The 17,572-nt window shown below is 66.2% G+C and carries 14 protein-coding genes; 2 read left to right on the top strand and 12 right to left on the bottom strand.

The window, feature by feature from the left end; genetic code table 11:
• Positions 1 to 34: 34 nt before the first annotated feature.
• Complete coding sequence (locus R9J51_RS14120) at positions 35 to 841, top strand: EF-hand domain-containing protein (protein ID WP_169474513.1); 807 nt, start codon at positions 35 to 37, stop codon at positions 839 to 841.
• A gap of 43 nt (positions 842 to 884) precedes the next feature.
• On the top strand, positions 885 to 3,620 hold the full coding sequence (locus R9J51_RS14115) for a TonB-dependent receptor (protein WP_432787493.1): 2,736 nt from the start codon (positions 885 to 887) through the stop codon (positions 3,618 to 3,620).
• Between the two features lie 11 nt (positions 3,621 to 3,631).
• On the opposite strand, the gene R9J51_RS14110 is transcribed toward R9J51_RS14115, so the two are convergent.
• The 12 genes from R9J51_RS14110 to R9J51_RS14055 all read right to left on the bottom strand — a co-directional run bounded on the left by R9J51_RS14110 (position 3,632) and on the right by R9J51_RS14055 (position 17,560).
• Positions 3,632 to 4,768 (bottom strand): diguanylate cyclase domain-containing protein, encoded by a 1,137-nt coding sequence (locus R9J51_RS14110; protein WP_432787492.1) that lies wholly within the window; start codon positions 4,766 to 4,768, stop codon positions 3,632 to 3,634.
• Positions 4,769 to 4,880: 112 nt separating this feature from the next.
• Positions 4,881 to 5,309: a BLUF domain-containing protein gene (locus R9J51_RS14105; protein ID WP_168555019.1), complete on the bottom strand. Its 429-nt coding sequence runs from the start codon at positions 5,307 to 5,309 to the stop codon at positions 4,881 to 4,883.
• Entirely contained in the window at positions 5,299 to 5,973 is a 675-nt protein-coding gene (locus tag R9J51_RS14100; RefSeq protein ID WP_168555018.1) for a response regulator transcription factor, read from the bottom strand. Before R9J51_RS14100 ends, R9J51_RS14105 begins: the two co-directional genes overlap by 11 nt.
• A 452-nt stretch (positions 5,974 to 6,425) precedes the next feature.
• Complete coding sequence (locus R9J51_RS14095; protein WP_179504800.1) at positions 6,426 to 7,058, bottom strand: TetR/AcrR family transcriptional regulator; 633 nt, start codon at positions 7,056 to 7,058, stop codon at positions 6,426 to 6,428.
• 50 nt (positions 7,059 to 7,108) lie between these two features.
• A complete protein-coding gene (locus R9J51_RS14090) occupies positions 7,109 to 8,908 on the bottom strand; it encodes a hypothetical protein (protein ID WP_179504799.1) in 1,800 nt (599 codons plus the stop codon).
• Positions 8,909 to 8,919: 11 nt separating this feature from the next.
• Positions 8,920 to 10,026, bottom strand: coding sequence for a protein-glutamate methylesterase/protein-glutamine glutaminase (locus tag R9J51_RS14085; protein WP_179504798.1), 1,107 nt, complete (start codon positions 10,024 to 10,026; stop codon positions 8,920 to 8,922).
• A 4-nt stretch (positions 10,027 to 10,030) separates the two neighbouring features.
• Positions 10,031 to 10,900 (bottom strand): CheR family methyltransferase, encoded by an 870-nt coding sequence (locus R9J51_RS14080; protein WP_248290314.1) that lies wholly within the window; start codon positions 10,898 to 10,900, stop codon positions 10,031 to 10,033.
• A 4-nt stretch (positions 10,901 to 10,904) separates the two neighbouring features.
• Positions 10,905 to 11,402, bottom strand: a complete 498-nt coding sequence (locus R9J51_RS14075) for a chemotaxis protein CheW (protein ID WP_168555014.1) — start codon at positions 11,400 to 11,402, stop codon at positions 10,905 to 10,907.
• Positions 11,399 to 13,231, bottom strand: a complete 1,833-nt coding sequence (locus R9J51_RS14070) for a methyl-accepting chemotaxis protein (RefSeq protein ID WP_179504796.1) — start codon at positions 13,229 to 13,231, stop codon at positions 11,399 to 11,401. The genes R9J51_RS14075 and R9J51_RS14070 overlap by 4 nt, the downstream gene beginning before the upstream one ends.
• Before the next feature lie 79 nt (positions 13,232 to 13,310).
• Positions 13,311 to 13,850, bottom strand: a complete 540-nt coding sequence (locus R9J51_RS14065; protein WP_432787491.1) for a chemotaxis protein CheW — start codon at positions 13,848 to 13,850, stop codon at positions 13,311 to 13,313.
• Positions 13,847 to 15,778 carry a methyl-accepting chemotaxis protein gene (locus tag R9J51_RS14060; protein ID WP_179504795.1) on the bottom strand — a complete coding sequence of 644 codons (1,932 nt, stop codon included), beginning with the start codon at positions 15,776 to 15,778 and terminating at the stop codon, positions 13,847 to 13,849. The genes R9J51_RS14065 and R9J51_RS14060 overlap by 4 nt, the downstream gene beginning before the upstream one ends.
• A gap of 114 nt (positions 15,779 to 15,892) precedes the next feature.
• On the bottom strand, positions 15,893 to 17,560 hold the full coding sequence (locus R9J51_RS14055; RefSeq protein ID WP_211184751.1) for a methyl-accepting chemotaxis protein: 1,668 nt from the start codon (positions 17,558 to 17,560) through the stop codon (positions 15,893 to 15,895).
• Positions 17,561 to 17,572: the final 12 nt, after the last annotated feature.

Here is a 17,572-nt window from a genome sequence, read left to right as displayed (position 1 = left end):
TCCTTTCCCTGGCCGCGCATCGAAAGGTTGGCTGATGCGCAAGACATTGTCGCTGGTTGGTTGTGCCGTCCTGCTGCTGGCAACGCCTGCCCTGGCCCAGATGGGTGGCATGGATGGCGGAATGGGCGGTGGCATGGGAGGCGGAATGGGAGGCGGCATGGGCGGGCCGGGCGGTGGTGGCCCAGGCGGCGGCCGCGGCGGTCCTCCGCCCGGTGACGCCCAGCCCAAGCCCCTGGCCCCGATCAAGCGCAAGGCGCTGGATGAGCCGGTGGAGCGCATGTTCCGCGCGGCCGATGGCAACCATGATGGCATCGTGACTCTGGCTGAGCTCGAAGCGGTGATCGCGGCCAGGCGCGAGGCGATCATCCGCGCGCGGTTCGAACGGATCGATACCGATCACGATGGCCACGTCACCATCGAGGAATTCATGGCCTGGCAGAAGGGCCTGGGTTCGGTGGCGGCGGGCGAAGACCGCACCGTGGCCGATCGTGGCGGGCCGGTGCCCGAAACCATCGCGCCGGATCTGGGCACCAAGATGCAGGATCGCGTCCTGGCCCTGCTGATCGAGCCGCTCAGCGCCATGACGATCGTGGACGCCAACACCAATTACGATGCCGGCGTTTCGCTGGATGAACTGCTGACGTTCGAACGCAAGCGTTTCGATGCCGCCGATTTCGATCACGATGGCACGCTTTCGGCCGATGAAGTGCAGGAAATGATGCGCAAGTTGACCAAGGGCCGCGGCGGTCCGGGAGGGCCAGGTGGCCCTGGCGGACCGGGTGGGTTTGCTGGCCCGCCGCCGGGCGGTCGCAACGGGCCTCCGCCGCAAGATGGGCAGTAACGTGGCACGCGGCCGTGGTCCATTGCTGGCTGGGGCGGCCCTGTTGCCCTGGCTTGTAGCAACGCCCGCACTGGCCCAAGCGGCCAAGCCGGCGCAAGCGCAAGCCCCAGCCCAAGCCGGCGACAACGACGCCATCGTCGTGTCTGGCAAGGCCGTGCCAGGCGCGGTGATCGGCGATATCCCGCCGGAAAACTCGCTCAACCCCGCCGATATCGCCGCCTATGGCGTTGGCACGGTGAGCGAGTTGCTCGACCAGATCGCCGCGCAGACGCAAAGCGACCAGGGGCGCAGCAACGACGGCCCGGTGGTGCTGGTCAACGGCAAGCGTGTTTCGGGCATCAACGAAGTCAAGGACTTGCCAACCGAGTCCGTGCTGCGCGTGGATATCCTGCCGGAAGAGGTCGCGTTGCGATATGGCTATGATGCCCAGGCCAAGGTGGTCAACGTGATCCTGCGCCGCCGCTTTCGCGCGCGGGTGGCGAACCTATCGGCGGGGCTGGCAACCCAGGGTGAGGGACAAAACGGCACGGCCGACGTGACCTGGACCCGCATTCGCGACAACGACCGCACCAACGTGGCCTTGCGTGCCAGCGGGCAGAATTCCCTGCTGGAAAGCGATCGTGGTGTCACCACCGACACCAGCGGTGCGACCGATCCCACCGGCACACTGGGCAACCAGGCGGGCAATCGCACCCTGCAACCAGCCACGCAGACTGTGGGGGCCAACGCCACCCTGGCGCGGCAACTTGCCGACAAGGTGAACCTTAGCATCAATGCCCAGGGCAGCTATACCGCCAGCAATGCGCGCAATGGCCTGGCCACGGCCACGCTCGACATTCCCGCCAACAGCCCCTTTGCCGATGGCACGGCCACCAGCGTCGATCGCATTCTCTCGTCCGATCCGCTCAAGCAGACCACGCGCACGGCCACGGCGGGGGCGGGGATGACGCTCAACGCCGATCTTTCCACGCGCTGGCATCTCTCGCTGATCGGCAGCTACAGCCATGGTGACACGCGCACCGGCAGCGATCGTGGATACGATACCACGGCGTTGCAGACCGCGCTGGCAGCAGGCGATGCGACGGTCGATCCCTATGGTACCTTTTCGGCCAGCCAGTTGGGCGCCATGCTGCGTGACAGCAGCACGGCGATCAGCGACAGCGGCAGCGCGAGCGTGCTGGTCCATGGCAAGGCGGTGCACCTGCCGGCCGGCGACGCAGCGATTTCGCTGCGCGTCGGGGGCGATCTCTCCAGCCTGCGCTCGCGCGCGATGACACAAAGCGGGGCCAGCCAATCGACCGCCAGCCGCAGCAATACCAGCGGGCAATTGAGCCTGGACCTGCCCATCGCCAGCCGGAGCAAGGGCGTGCTGGGCGCGCTGGGCAAAGTGACCGCCAATCTCAACGCATCAGTAACGCAGGTATCCGATTACGGCGCGTTGGGCACGCTGGGCTATGGCCTCACGTGGGTGCCGCGCGACGGGATCAGCCTGATCGCCGCGGTGGACGAAGACCGATCTGCCCCCACATTGGCGCAGCGCAGCGGGCCGCTGGTATCGACGCAGAACGTGAGGGTCTATGACCAGGCCACGGGGCAGACCGCGTTGGTGACGCAGATCACGGGCGGCAATGCGGCGCTCGCGGCCGACAACCGGCACGTGTTCAAGCTGGCGGCCACGGTCAAGCCCTGGAGCAAGCTGAACCTGACGCTGACGGCCAACTATATCGAAGTGCGCAACCGTAACGCCATCGTCAGCCCCGGCGGGGCGACGGTGGCCTTGATGGATGCCTTTCCAGATCGCTATGTGCGCGATGCGCAAGGCACGCTGGTGTCGATCGACAGCCGCGCGCTCAACATCGCCTCGCAGGAAACCCACAAGTTGCGCTGGGGCTTCAATTTCACCCAGGTGCTGCGCGCCGCCAAGCGGCCCCCGCTGCCGCCAGGCATGCCACCGCCGGGCATGCGTCCGCCCTGGCTGGACTCGCGCGCCGGGCTTGCCGGCAAGCAAGACGCCGCGCCGTCGACCGGCGATGGATCTCCCGCTGCGGCGGACAATGACATGCCCATGCCGCCCCCGCCCGGCAGTGGCGAAGACGGCGCCATCGTGGTGGATGGCAATCGCCCGCAAGATCCCAGCGCCCCGCGCGGTTTTGACGGGCCGCCCGATGGCATGCCTCCCCCGCCGGATGGCATGGGACCACCGCCTGACGGCATGGGCCCACCGCCGGGGATGGGGCCGCCGCCCGGCGGCTTTGGCGGCCCCGGCGGGTTTGGTCCGCGCGGGCCAGGGGGCTTTGGCGGCGGCGACAACGGCGCCAGGCTGCAGCTTTCGGTCTATCATAGCTGGATTTTCAGCGACCGCGCGGTGCTGCAGCAGGGGACGGCTGCGGTCGATCTGCTCCAAGGGGGCACGCTCGCCGGATCGGCCGAGGCGCGGCATTCGGTGGATGCGAACCTTGGCGTGACCGACAATGGCCTGGGCGCGCGGCTGGAAGGCAGCTGGAAAAGTGCAGCGCACATGGACAGCGGCACCAGCGCGGGCAACTTGCGCTTTGCTCCGTTGGCCACGTTGGACCTGCGGCTGTTTGCCAATCTGGCCAATCGCTTCCCCCGGCAGGCCTGGGCCAGGGGCACGCGCGTGTCGTTGAGCGTCGACAATCTTTTCAACCGGCGCCAGCGCGTAACCGATGCCAGCGGGGCAACACCGGCCGCCTATCAGCCGGCCACCATCGACCCATTGGGGCGGACCGTGCTGCTCAGCCTGCGTCGAGTGTTCTGATCGGCTTGGGCTCAGGCCACGCGGCGCGGATGGGCGCCGCGTGCGCGCTTGGCCTGGTAGAGCCGGGCGTCGGCGGCATGAAGCAGGCTGTCGAGCGGATCGGCGCGGTTGTCGCTCACCACCGTCCCCACGCAAGTGGAAATGCGAATGGTGTGGCTATCCAGTTCGAACGGATCGGCAATGGTGGTGCGCAAACGCTCGGCCAGGAGCGCGGCTTCCTCGGCGCGGGACAGGCCGAACTGGACCACGGCGAATTCGTCACCGCCCAGACGCGCCACGATATCCCCGTTGCGGATCGCGCCGCGCAGCCGGTTGGCCACTTGCTCCAGCAGCCGGTCGCCGGTGGCATGGCCATAGGCATCGTTGACCGGCTTGAACCCGTCGAGATCGAGGTAGTGCACCGCGATCAGGCCGTGGGTGGACATCAACTGGGCATTGGCCTCGAAATGCTCGCGCAGGGCCAGGCGATTGGGCAAGGCGGTCAGGTTGTCGCGCCGGGCCAGCGATAGCGAGACCAGGCGGTGACCGATTTCGGCCATGACCATGTCGTGGCGCATCTTTAGCGATTGCCGCCCCCCGGTGACATAGGCGGTGGCGATGAACGCCATGCCGATCGACAGCGGGTGGGCTTCGAGCAGTGCCACGAACAGCGTGGGCGCCATCGCCAGGGCCATGAACGCCGTGGCCAGGCGCGGCCGCGATCCCACGCCCGTGGCGATGCCCGCACAAAAGCCGACCAGGACACAGATCGTCAGGGTGCGCGCATCAGCGTGGCCCAGCCAGAACACCCGGCCTCCGATCAGGCCAAGCAGCGCTGAAAACACGCCATAGGGCAGGGCGAAATACAGTTCGAGCCGCCGCGCGGCCGCGCGATCGAGCAGGGCGGTCAACGCGTGGTGGCGCAAGCGCATGGTCAGCGTGATCCGCGTGGCCCATGCCAGCGTGGCCAGGCCGCCCAGCACCATGATCGGCATGTCGAGCGTGGCATGCAGAACCAGCGCCAGATAGGTGGCAAAGATCACGGCCATGTAGATGGCCTGCAGCACCGAAGCATAGAGCCCGCGCACCAGCTCGGCATAGACCCGATCGGCCAAGGCGGCCCCACCGATGGCGGTATCGGGATGGGTGCCGGCGTTCGTTTCGAACATTGTCCTGCGCACTGGGGCCGTACTCCGCACCGCGCCGCCAAATGCGAACGCAGTCCTTCATTATGCGTAACATCACGTCACAGAGTTAATATTTGTTGCTCATCGCATTGGCTCAGGCCGGGCGCGGTGCAGGAAAGGCAAAGGCCTGCAGCAGGCGAACCAGCGTGGGCACCCGATCGGCCAGATTGATTGCCTGCTGCACCTGGGCGGCAAGGTAGGCGGAGCCGCCGGCATAGGCCAGCGACCAATCCGCAAACCGCCGCTGCGCGAGCGTGCCTTCGTCAAGCGTCCGGATGCCGGCATGGCGAGGATCGCGGCAGATCGTGGCGCGCATCATCGCCAGCGCGGGCTCGGGGCCTTCCAGCGCCTGGACGAAGTGTGATCCGGTGAACAGCAGCGCGCCGGTCAACGCCAGCTGCGCATTGCGGGCAACCGCCTGCGCCACGAGCGCATCCACCGTGTTGGCGGCCCAGGCGGGCGCCACCATGCAGCGGCTGACATAAAGCCAATGGCCGAGCGGCACCGTCGCTTCAGGCCGCATCGAGGCCTTGGTCCAGGATGCCGGTCAGGATGGCGAAGCGGATCAGCGCCGCCAGATTGTCCATCTGCAGCTTCTGCATGATATTGCCGCGGTGCATTTCCACCGTGCGTACCCCGATGTGCAGCCGTTCGGCAATGGCGCGGTTGGTAAGCCCGGCGACCACGCCGCGCAGCACTTCCTGTTCGCGAGGCGTCAATTGCGTGGTGAGCGCGGTGGCCTGGCCCACGCGCTGCTGCTTTGCCACGCGTGCGGGCAGTATGGAAAAGCCATGGTCGAGCACGGGGCGCAGCGTTTCGACACGGATCGGGATCTCCAGGAAATCGACCGCGCCCGCGCGCAACGCTTCGACCACGTCGCGGATGGTTGGCGCCTGGGCCATGACGATGACCGCCATTTCCGGCCGCAACGCAAGCACGCTGCGCACCATGGCGCCAGGGCCTTCATCATCATCCGTGCTGGCATCGGCTTCGGGCGATGCCCCGCGCCAGGCCATGAGCACGCAGCCGGCCTGGATGTAGCCGAGCGCTTCTTCCAGATCGGCGGTTTGCGAAAAGGGGTGGCAGTCCAATCCTTGCTTACGCACCATCAGGGTCACATCCCGGCGATGCAGGGTATCGCTATCCACGATGTGCACAGTGCGTTGCGGCACGATGATTTCGCCCATCCCGGTCCGGCATGGCCGAACCTCCTCTGTTATAACCGAATTCAGCTTTAGTTCGGGGTCACGGCGGCCAATACCGTAGGGCTACGGTGTGGCACCGCTGGACGCGATATTTGCAACAATATGCAAAACGATTGCAAACAGTTCTGGGAAGCAGTGGTGCCGAACCGGTTCCGTCGAGGCGCGTAGGCGGGCACGAACGCGCATCGACGAAACCGGGGCCAGGCCCTGCCGGCGGCCTTGGGACAAGACACGCAGCAGCAGTCCTTGACCGACGCGCAGGGGACGCGTCGCACCATGAAAGCCCTTGGTGGGCCGCGGGGAGGGGGGGGGCCGGCTTAAGGGGGGGGTGCCGGCTGGGCCCAAGGCTTTCAATACCAATTGGTATAGAAAGCGCACGGAGCGCCGTCAACCGCTTTATATACCGAGCGGTATTGCAAACGTATGTGGGGCAGTCATCGTCCCGGCCAGAGCGACAGGGCCGTTTCCGCAATCGCGTGCAGCCGCGCGGCATCGGCGCCGGCGCTGGCTTGAACGCTCATGCCGCTCAAGATGCAAAGGCAATGCGCGGCCAGCGACGGCGCGCTGTAGCCAGGGAAATCGCCCTCGACCTCGGCGCGAACGAAGCGATCGAGAATGGCCTGTTCGTAGGCAGAGCGTCGCGCAATGACTTCGCGCCGCATCGATTCGTCATAGGTCGTCGATGCCACGGCATTCATCACGCCGAAACAGGCGCGGCCGGAATCGCGGCCGGCCAGCATCGTCAGTGCATCGCCCAGCAGCGCTTCCATCACGCCGCGCGCGGTCGGTGCGCCCAGCGCTTCTCTCACGAACGCCAGCTTGTCCCGCTCGTAAAGGTCCAAGGCCTTGCGAAACAACGCTTCCTTGTTGCCGAAACAGGCATAGAGGCTGGGCCGGGTGATGCCCATGGCTTCGGTCAGTTCCGAAAGCGAGGCGCCGTCATAGCCCCGGGTCCAGAACACACGCAGTGCGGCAAGCAGCGCAGCATCGGGATCGAACTGGCGCGGCCGGCCCCGGCCTGGATTGCCGGCATCGACGCGCTGGATGGGTGTCTCGGTCAGGCTCATCACTGCAGGACTATAGACAGGCCTTGCCTCAGGTCCAGCGAGCGCGGCAATCAGAACAACGCATCGTCGAACAGGGCATCGTCATCATCACCGCCCGATGGACCAAAGCCTTGCGCGGGTTCGCTGCTGGTCAAGGGGGCCATGCCTTCCAGCAGGAAGCGATCGTGCACCACGCGCTCGCTGGCCATGGTGTAAATCTGCCCAAGCGCGCCCATCAGGCCCGCGATGGCGGCATGCGCGCCGGCGTCCTGGCGGCCGCCAGTGCCGGCCAGATCGGCCGTGCGCACCGCGATCACCTCGATCGTCTTGGCCAGATCCAGGCTCACTTCCAGTTCGTCGCGCGTCTTGCGCAGCATCGTGGCGATCGTGTCGCTCTGCTTCCCCGCCACGGCGATCGCCTGTTCGGTCCGCTGGGCGCCCTGCCGGATCATCGCCAGCGACTGCGCCAGTTCGTCGCCGGTGCGGGTTTCGCCGGAACGGTCGGTGCCGCGCATCGCGGCGGAACAATTGCTCAGGTCGCTCGCAGCCGCGTTGATATGCGTGACGGCCCCATCAAGCGTTTCGGCATGGCTGCGGATTTCGTTGGCGATGACCGTCATCGGCCGGCCGATCGCCTCGACGCGGCGGCACGAAAGACCGATGTTGATTGCCATCAACTGCACGTCCACGCGCAAGTGGCGGATCATGGCGGCGCGGGCCATCAGGTCTTCCACCGTGGTGATGATCAGTTCCAGGGTCTGTTCGGCCTGGGCATCGGCTTCCTGCAACTGGCCAATCATCGCGGTCGCTTCGGCAATGCCACCTTCCAACTCGCGCAGGAACGCGGCCTCGCGTGCGGTGCGGCCATCCTCTTCGGCGCCTTCAGCCTGCGCGGGTTGCTCGTGCGGGGCCTGGAGCGCCAGCAGGCGGTTGGCCTCCGGCTCCAGATCGTGGAGCGAATCGACCAGCACCAGCGTTTCGCGGCGGAAATCGATCGCCGTCTCTTCCAACTGCGCATGCAGCAGGGCGAGCAGGTGGTGACAGGCCGCTTCCTCTGCCGGATTGGCCGGCGCGCGGCCGCCCAGGTGTGCGTCGAGCATTTCGCATCCGGCCAGCACGTGCTCCAACCGCTGGCGCGCAATGTCGCCGATCTGGATCGCCCCCAGCACGGCCGCCACTTTGGTCTGGATCGTCGCGGCGATCTCGCCAGTGGTGCGCGCCATGGCGGCCAGGCTGTCCTGGTGGGTCTGCAGCGCCTCGGCATCGCGGATCAACCGGTCGGGGACTTGCGGCACCACGCGCGCGCATTCGCTGACCAGGCGGGAATCCGAACGCAGCATGCTGGCAACGCCCCGTTCCAGTTCGGCCAGGCGGCCGTCGAAACCAGCGGCATCGGCTTTGCCCATATCCAGCTTTTGCGCCATCAGATCGGCGAAATCGACGAAATCGCGCGCGCCCCCGGCCGCGATCTTGACGTTCATGCCATAGATCTTGAGCGCTTCGAGCGTGCGCTGCAGATCGTGGATCTGCGCCGTCAGCCGGGCCGAAACGGCGCGGATATGGCCCACCTGTTCGGCGCGCCGGTTGGCCTGCTCTGCCACGCGATAGAGGCGCTTGGCGGCGCGCGTCAGGTTGCCGACCGCCCCGGTGCCGTCGCTGGCACCCAGCGCCGCGCTGATCTGCCCCAGCGTGCCCACCACGGCAGAGATCGCCTCCACCGTGCGTTCCAGCGTAGTGCCGATGCGGGTGAAGTGATCATCCAGCCCATGGAGGATGTCTGCCAGGCGCAGGCGCAGCGGCGCAGTCAGCGCGCCATCGGCCGGCGGTGGCTGGCTTTCTGTCATGGGGTGCATCACGGGTTCTGCCTGCATCGCGGCTCTCCTTACCGGGCCGTGGCCTGCAACAGTTCCTGGGCGATGGCCCCCAGTGGCACGATCTTGTCGGCCGCGTCGCGCGCGATCGCTTCCTTGGGCATCCCGAACACCACCGACGTCGCTTCGTCCTGGGCCATCGTGCGCGCGCCGGCCTGCTTCATTTCCAGCAGGCCGCGTGCGCCGTCATCACCCATCCCGGTCATGATGATGCCCACCGCATTCGATCCGGCGCAACGCGCGGCAGAGCGGAACAGCACGTCTACCGAGGGCCGGTGGCGGCTGACCAACGGCCCATCGCGCACCGATACGAGATAGCGCGCGCCCTGGCGTTCAAGCAGCATGTGCTTGCCGCCCGGCGCGATCAGCACGTGGCCGCGCATCACCGTGTCGCCATCTTCGGCTTCCTTCACCGTCACCGCGCACAGCCCATCGAGCCGGCGGGCAAAGGCACGGGTGAAGTGCTCGGGCATGTGCTGGACGATGACGATGCCCGGTGCATTGGCCGGCAAGGCTTCCAGCACTTCGCGCAAGGCCTCGGTCCCGCCGGTAGAAGCGCCGACGCATACGACCATCTCGGTGGTGCGGCTCATCGCCTTGCTGCCCGGTGCACGGCTGGGCGGGGGCGGCAGAACGGCATCTGCCGTCAATTTGGGCTGGGTGCCCAGCGCCGGCGCTGCCCTTGCACCGCCACGCCCGCCCGGCCGCACCTTGGCGCGCGCCGCAGCCTTGACCGTGTCGCGGATCATCAGCCGGCTTTCGGAAAGATGATCGGCCACGCCCATGCGCGGCTTGAGGATGACGTCCACCGCGCCGGCATGCATTGCTTCGAGCAAGGTTTCCGAGCCTTCCTCGGTCAACGAGGAGCACATGACCACGGGCACCGGGCATTGCTGCATCAGCTTGCGCAGGAACGTGATGCCATCCATGCGCGGCATTTCCACGTCCAGCGTGATCACGTCGGGCACCTGCTCCTGGATATGGCGCGCCGCGGCAAAGGGATCGGCCGCGGTGGCCACCACTTCCAGTTCGGGATCTTCTTCGAGGATCGCCTTCATGGTCTGGCGCACGCTGGCGCTGTCGTCGATGACCAGGACGCGGATTCTTCGAGCCGGCATCGGTCTATCTCCTTTGGAATATCGTATTGCCGACAGAGGTCAGCGGCAGATCGAACCCGGCGATCGATTCCGAATGGCCCACGAACAGGTAGCCACCCGGCGCAAGGCAATCGATCAGCCGTGTCACCACTTGCTTCTGCGTGGGCTTGTCGAAATAGATCAGCACGTTGCGGCAAAAGATCAGGTCAACCGGATGGCCGATGGCATAGGCCTGCTCCATCAGGTTGAGCTGGGCGAAACCGACCTTGGCCCGCAGCCGGTGATGGATCCGCGCCTCGTTGCCGCGTGCCCCCTGGCCCATGCCGACGAAGCGCTGGCGCAGCGTTGCCGGCACGGCCTCGATCATGTCGCGGGGGTAGATGCCCTTGCGCGCGGTGGCGAGCACGTTGGTATCGAGGTCGGTGGCAAGGATCGCATAATCGGGGCCGCCGTTGTTCTGCGCGAAATCCTCCATGACCATGGCGATGGTATAGGGCTCCGCCCCGGTGGAGCACGCCGCGCTCCACGCGCGTATCAGTTGGCGCCGCTTGGCCGCCATCGCGGGCAGGATCGTTCGGCCCAGGTATTCGAAATGGCGCGGTTCGCGAAAGAAATCGGTCTTGTTGGTGGTCACCGCGTTGATGAGGTGGACCACTTCGTCGCTGTCCGCGCCTTCGCCCAGGACGAAGCGGCAATAGGCTTCCAGCGTGTCGAATTCCAGCGCCCGCGCGCGGCGGCGCAGGCGGCCTTCCACCATGGTCTGCTTGGCGGCGGGCATGCGGATGCCGCACTGGTCATAGATGAAAGTGGACAGGTGCTTGAACGTGCGCGGCGTGATGCCATCGTTGGTGCCGGGCGGCGCCAGGGGGATGGTTGCAAGGGGGGACGATGCCACGTGATCAATACTCCACTTGCGCCACAACGCTGTCTTCGCTGCCGAAAATGCGCGCCACATCCAGGATGACGACAAAGCCCTCGGCCTCGCGCACCACGCCATCGACAAATTCCGCGCGCCATCCCGTGCCGATATCGGGTGCCGGCTCGATCCGTTCGCCCGACAGCGTGCTGACGGCGAGCACGCGGTCGATGACGATGCCCAGCGCCAGGGTGCGATCGGGCAGCGGCACGTCCAGGATGATGATCCGCGTGGCCAGCGTGGGCTCGGCCGGTGGCAGGCCCAGGCGGCGGCGGAAATCCACCGTTGGCACGCCCAGCCCGCGCACGTCGGTCAGGCCCAGGAAATGGGCCGGGCCGCCGGGCACGTGGCTGGGTGCCTGGTAATCGAGGATTTCGCGCACCAGCACGACCGGCACGGCAAAGACTTCCCGCCCCAGGCCGAACGTCACGACCTGGAGATCATCGCGGGCGAGCGTGGCGCAAGGGGCGGGCGCGGTCATGCCACGGCCTGGCCGAAATCGGCGTCGTCTTCGTCGGCGGCGCCAGCGGTCATGTCGATGGCAAAGCCCTTGAGGCGTGCCTGCTGGTCTCCGATCGAGCCAGGGCGCGCGCCTTTGCGGGCTGCCGGTTTCGCCGCTGTGGCCTTGGCCTTGGCGGGCTTGGCGGCATGCGGCTTGTGCTTGGCCGCAGGCGCGGCGGCACGCACGGCCGGGCGGGCATTGGCATCCACCTTGAAGTACGAGATGCTGGCCTGCAGCTCCTCGGCCTGGGCGGCGAGTTCTTCCGAGGTGGCCGAAATCTCTTCGGAGGCGCCGGCGTTCTGCTGCGTCACCTGGTCAAGCTGCTGGATCGCCTCGTTGATCTGGGCTGCGCCGATGTCCTGTTCGCGGCAGGCGGCGCTGATCTCGCTGATCAGCTCGGCGGTGCGGCGAATATCGGGCACCAGGCGGGTCAACATCTCGCCCGCTTCGGCCGCGGCCTTGACCGTGTCAGACGAGACGGCGCCGATTTCCGATGCGGCGGTCTGGCTGCGCTCGGCGAGCTTGCGCACTTCGCTGGCCACCACGGCAAAGCCCTTGCCGTGTTCGCCCGCGCGCGCGGCCTCGACCGCGGCATTCAGCGCGAGCAGGTCGGTCTGCCGGGCGATTTCCTGGACGATACCGATCTTGTCGGCGATCGTGCGCATGGCTTCCACCGCGCGGTTGACCACCACGCCCGAGGCTTCTGCATCCTTGGACGACTGGCGCGCGATCTTTTCGGTCTGCGCGGCGTTGTCGGCGTTCTGCTTGATGTTCGCCGCCATCTCTTCCATCGAGGCAGAGGCCTGCTCGGCCGCGGCGGCCTGCTCGGTCGCGCCTTGCGAGACCTGTTCCGAGCTGGCGGCGAGTTGCTGGCTGCCGGCCGAAACATTTTCCGAAGCCGCACTGGCATCCGATACCACGTCGCGCAGGCGATCGATCATGGCGACCAGCGCAAGGCCCAGCCTGTCGCGCTCCGACAGCGCCACATGGTTCACCGTCAGATCGCCATTGGCGATCAGGTCGGCGAGTTCAGCCGTCTTGCGCAAGTTGGCGGTCATCTGGTTGACCAGGGCGATCAGGTCGGCGATCTCGTCGTCGCTGTCGGCCGTTACTGTCACGTCAAGGTCGCCCACTGCCACCGCGTCGACCACGCTGGTGATCTTGCCCAGGCCACGCGAAACGACCCGGCCGATCCAATACGCCCCGGCAAGCGCGATGAGCAGGGCAATCACCCCCGCCGCGATCAGCAGCGAGCGCGCCGCATTATAAAGATCGTTGGTATCCGAATCCGCCTTTTTCATCTGCTTCTGCTGGATCTGCACCAGCTGCTCCAGCGTGTCTTCCATCGCCGTGGCCGCGATGCGGGAATCGGTGATGGAAATCTTGGCGGCTTCTTCGTTGCGGTTTTCCATGGCCAGCGCGCGCATGCGGCGGTTGGCATCCTTGAGCACCTGCCACTGCTGCGCGAGCTTGGCCCAGAACGGCTTGCCTTCTTCGCTGGCAAGCTCGGTGCCCTTGGCCAGGATTCCCTCGATCTTTTGGACTGTGGCATCGGATTCGGTGTTGAACTTGGCGGTCAGGGCAAGGTCGGAAGTCAGGGCCATGTTCTTTTCACGGCGCAACAGGCGGTTGACCTCGATGACTTCTTCCTGCGCCAGGCTGAGGCGCACGACCGGGCCGGCGATCACCTCGGTGATCGCCGAATTGAGCGTGTTGAGGCGGCTGATCGACAGGCCGATCACGGCCGCCATGACGATGATGAGAACGGCAAAGGTAGCCGCCAGTTTGATCTTGATAGTGGGACGCATGGCTATTCCCCTGAAGCTGTTGGGGGCAATTCGGTCTGGTGGCGCCCGCGGATCGACGGGCGGCCTGGCGCCTTTCAGGTCAACACGGACATGGGCAGCCTCCCGCTATCGGCATCCCGGGGGAAATGGGCGGGTTGGCCAGCACCGGATCTTCGCCCGCAAAGATGCGCGGCAGGTCCAGCACCACCACGAAACCGTCGGCATCGCGAACCACGCCGTGGACGAACTGTGCGCTCCATTCCGTGCCGATGTCGGGTGCCGGCTCGATCCGTTCGCCCGAAAGCGTGACGACGGCGAGCACGCGGTCGATGACGATGCCCAGCGCCAGGGTGCGATCGGGCAGCGGCACGTCCAGGATGATGATCCGCGTGGCCAGCGTGGGCTCGGCCGGTGGCAAGCCCAGGCGGCGGCGGAAATCCACGGTGGGCACGCCCAGCCCGCGCACGTCAGTCAGGCCCAGGAAATGGGCCGGGCCGCCGGGCACGTGGCTGGGTGCCTGGTAATCGAGGATTTCGCGCACCAGCACGACCGGCACGGCAAAGACTTCCCGCCCCAGGCCGAACGTCACGACCTGGAGATCATCGCGGGCGAGCGTGGCGCAAGGGGCGGGCGCGGTCATGCTGCAGCCTGGCCGAAATCAGCGTCGTCTTCGTCGGCGCTGCCAGGCGCCATGTCCAGGGCAAAGCCCTTGAGGCGTGCCTTCTGCTCGGCGATCGAGCCGGGACGCCCCTTGCGCACCGGGCCCTTGGGCGTGCGCACTGCGGTCTTGGCCGCCTTGGCCAAAGGCTTGGGCGCAGTCGCGCGCCCCGCCGCGCGGCCATGTTCCTCGATGCGGAAATAGGCGATGCTGGCTTGAAGCTCTTCGGCCTGGGCGGCAAGTTCTTCCGACGTGGCCGAAATCTGTTCGGATGCGCCGGCGTTCTGCTGCGTCACCTTGTCGAGTTGCTGGATCGCCTCGTTGATTTGCGTGGCGCCGATGTCCTGCTCGCGGCAGGCAGCGCTGATCTCGCTGATCAGCTCGGCGGTGCGGCGAATATCGGGCACCAGCTTGCCCAGCATTTCACCCGCTTCGGCGGCAGCCTTCACCGTGTCCGACGACACCGCCACGATTTCCGATGCGGCGGTCTGGCTGCGTTCGGCCAGCTTGCGCACTTCGCTGGCCACCACGGCAAAGCCCTTGCCGTGTTCGCCCGCCCGCGCGGCTTCGACCGCGGCATTCAGCGCGAGCAGGTCGGTCTGCCGGGCGATTTCCTGGACGATGCCGATCTTCTCGGCGATCGTGCGCATCGCATCGACCGCGCGGTTGACCACCACGCCCGAGCTTTCCGCATCCTTGGACGACTGGCGCGCGATCTTTTCGGTCTGCGCGGCGTTGTCGGCGTTCTGCTTGATGTTGGCGGCCATCTCCTCCATCGAGGCAGAGGCCTGCTCGGCCGCGGCGGCCTGTTCCGTCGCGCCTTGCGAAAGCTGTTCCGAACTGGCGGCCAGTTGCTGGCTGCCGGCCGAGACGTTTTCCGCTGCAGCCGTCGATTCCGAAACCACGTCGCGTAGGCGGTTGATCATCGACACCAGCGAATTGCCCAGGCGGTCCCGCTCGGACGAGGCGGTGTGGTTCACCGTCAGGTCGCCTTCCGACAGGCTGTTGGCCACATTGGCCGCGGCCCGCATGTTGTCGATCATCGCGATCAGCGCCTTGCCCAGCCGGTCGCGGTCAGACAGCAGCTTGACCTGGGTTTCCAGGTCGCCAAGGGCGATTTCGTCGGCGATGTCGGCCGTAGCCCGCAAGTTGGTGATCATGGCGTTGAGCGCGCGCATGACTTCAGCAATCTCGTCGTTGGAGGTGATTTCGACCAGGTGATCGAGATCGCCTTCGGCAACGTTGCTGACCGCCGCGTTGATCTGGCGCAGGCCGCGCGCAACCATGCGGCCGATCCACACGGCGCCGCCCACCGCGACCAGCAATGCCAGCAGCGTAACGACCACCACGATCGTCCGCACGCTGCCATAGAGCGAGGCCGTCCGGCTTGCCGCTTCGCGCATGGCCTTGTCCTGGCTCGCCACGATGTCGTTCAAGGTCTTTTCCATTTCCACCGCAGCACGACGGCCATCGGTGATCGAGATCTTGGCGGCAGCATCGTTGTCGTTGCGCATGGCCAGCGCCCGCATGCGCGTGTTCGCTTCCTTCAGCGCGTTCCACTGTTCGTCGGCACGGTTCCACAGCGGGCGCACGTCTTCGGTGGAAGTCTGGGCGCCCTTGTCGATCAGGTCTTCGATCGCACGTATGGTGTTTTCCGACTGGGTGTTCCAATCGCGCGTAAGGCCAAGATCATCGGTCAGCGCCATGTTCTTTTCAAAGCGCACCAGCTTGCTCATCTCGATGGACGTCTCCTGCGCCAGCGACAGGCGCGCAGCGGGGCCGGAGATGACATCGCTCATGGCGCTGTTGAGCGAGCCGAGGGAATTGATCGAAAGGCCGGCAATGGCCGTCATCATCAAGATCAGAGCCACGAAGGTGGCCCCCAGTTTCAACTTGATTGTTGCACGCATGGCGACGGGTCCTCGCTTTTGCATCTGGGTGCGGCCAAGATCGCAAGCGCCGCCGTTGGTCGGTTTCAGGTCAGGGAAAACAGGCTGCCGCGTGGCAACAGGGCATCGCGGCGATCATCCGACGCCCTGCCTGAAGTCATCGTCGTCGTCGTCCTCGCCACCGGCCGAGAGATCGATCGCAAAGCCCTTCAATCGGGCCTGCTGGTCGGCAAGCGAACCCAGCCGGGAAGGGACGGACCTGCTTGGCCGGCGGACCGCTTTCGCCACCGGTTTGCTGGAGGTAGTGCGCGTTGCAGTGCGCTTGGCGCTGCGCGTAACCTGGCGCAAGGCGTCTTCCCGCTGGAAGAACGCAAGGCTGGCCTGCAGCTCGTCTGCCTGGGCGGCGAGCTCTTCCGACGTGGCCGAAACTTCCTCAGACGCGCCGGCGTTCTGCTGGGTCACCTGGTCAAGCTGCTGGATCGCTTCATTGATCTGCGCCGCGCCGATGTCCTGTTCGCGGCAGGCGGCGCTGATCTCGCTGATCAATTCGGCGGTGCGGCGGATATCGGGCACCAGGCGCGTGAGCATGTCGCCCGCTTCCGTTGCGGCCTTGACCGTGTCGGCCGAAACCGCGCCGATTTCCGATGCAGCGGTCTGGCTGCGTTCGGCGAGCTTGCGCACTTCGCTGGCCACCACGGCAAAGCCCTTGCCGTGCTCACCGGCGCGCGCGGCCTCGACCGCGGCATTCAGCGCTAGCAGGTCGGTCTGCCGGGCGATCTCCTGGACGATGCCGATCTTGTCGGCGATCGTGCGCATGGCTTCCACCGCGCGGTTCACCACCGCGCCCGAGCTTTCGGCATCGCGCGAAGACTGCCGCGCGATCTTTTCGGTCTGTGCGGCGTTGTCGGCGTTCTGCTTGATGTTGGCCGCCATTTCTTCCATCGCGGAAGAGGCCTGCTCGGCTGCGGCGGCCTGCTCGGAAGCGCCTTCCGAAACCTGTTGCGAACTGGCGGCAAGTTGCTGGCTGCCGGATGACACGTTTTCAGCCGCTTCGCCAACCTGGTTGGAAAATTCGCGCAAGTTGTCGACCAGGCGGTTGATCGCGTTCTTCATGCGCTGGTGATCGCCATCACAGACGATCTCCACCTTCTCGCGCAGATCCCCGTCGCTGACTTTGGCCAGGACGCGATTGCCCTCGGCAATGGGCACGAGGATCGCGTCGAGCATGCTGTTGATGCCCCGCACCAAACCGGCAAAGTCCCCCGCAAAGCGGTGCGCTTCGCCGCGCTGTTCGAGTTCCCCGGCGGTCGATGCCTTGATCAGACGCTGGATTTCGCCGGTGATCTCGCGCAGGTTGCGCCGCAGATCCTCGATATTGTCGTTGATGAACGCCTTCTTGCCGGGAAACTGTTCGATCGGCGCATCGAAATCGCCTTGGCCGAAAGCCTTGATGCAGGCCATCGCCTTTTTCTTCACGGCAATGTGCTGGCCGACCATGTCGTTGATCGCGGTCGCAGCTTCCTTCAAGTCGCCGTTGAAGCGGTCCACCGGCAAGGCGATGTCGATATCCCCACGATCGTGTTCGGCCGCCATCGTGCGCACGCTGGCAGTCAATTCGCCCATCGGGCGCGTGGCGGTGTCGAGCAGGTGGTTGATGGCATCGGCCAGAACGCGTGCCTGGCGGCCACCGCCGTTGCCGATCAACCGCGCGTCAAGATCGCCAGATGCGATGGCGGCCTCGACGCGGGCGATTTCGTGCAGGGTGTGGTCCGGAAATCCGGTCAATAGCGCGTGAAGTGACATGGTTTCAGGCCT

Source organism: Novosphingobium rhizosphaerae (genome assembly GCF_050920675.1).
Classification (GTDB): Bacteria; Pseudomonadota; Alphaproteobacteria; order Sphingomonadales; family Sphingomonadaceae; genus Novosphingobium; species Novosphingobium rhizosphaerae.
Note: the sequence above shows the minus strand (reverse complement) of the source record. Positions and strands in the feature narration are given on the sequence as shown.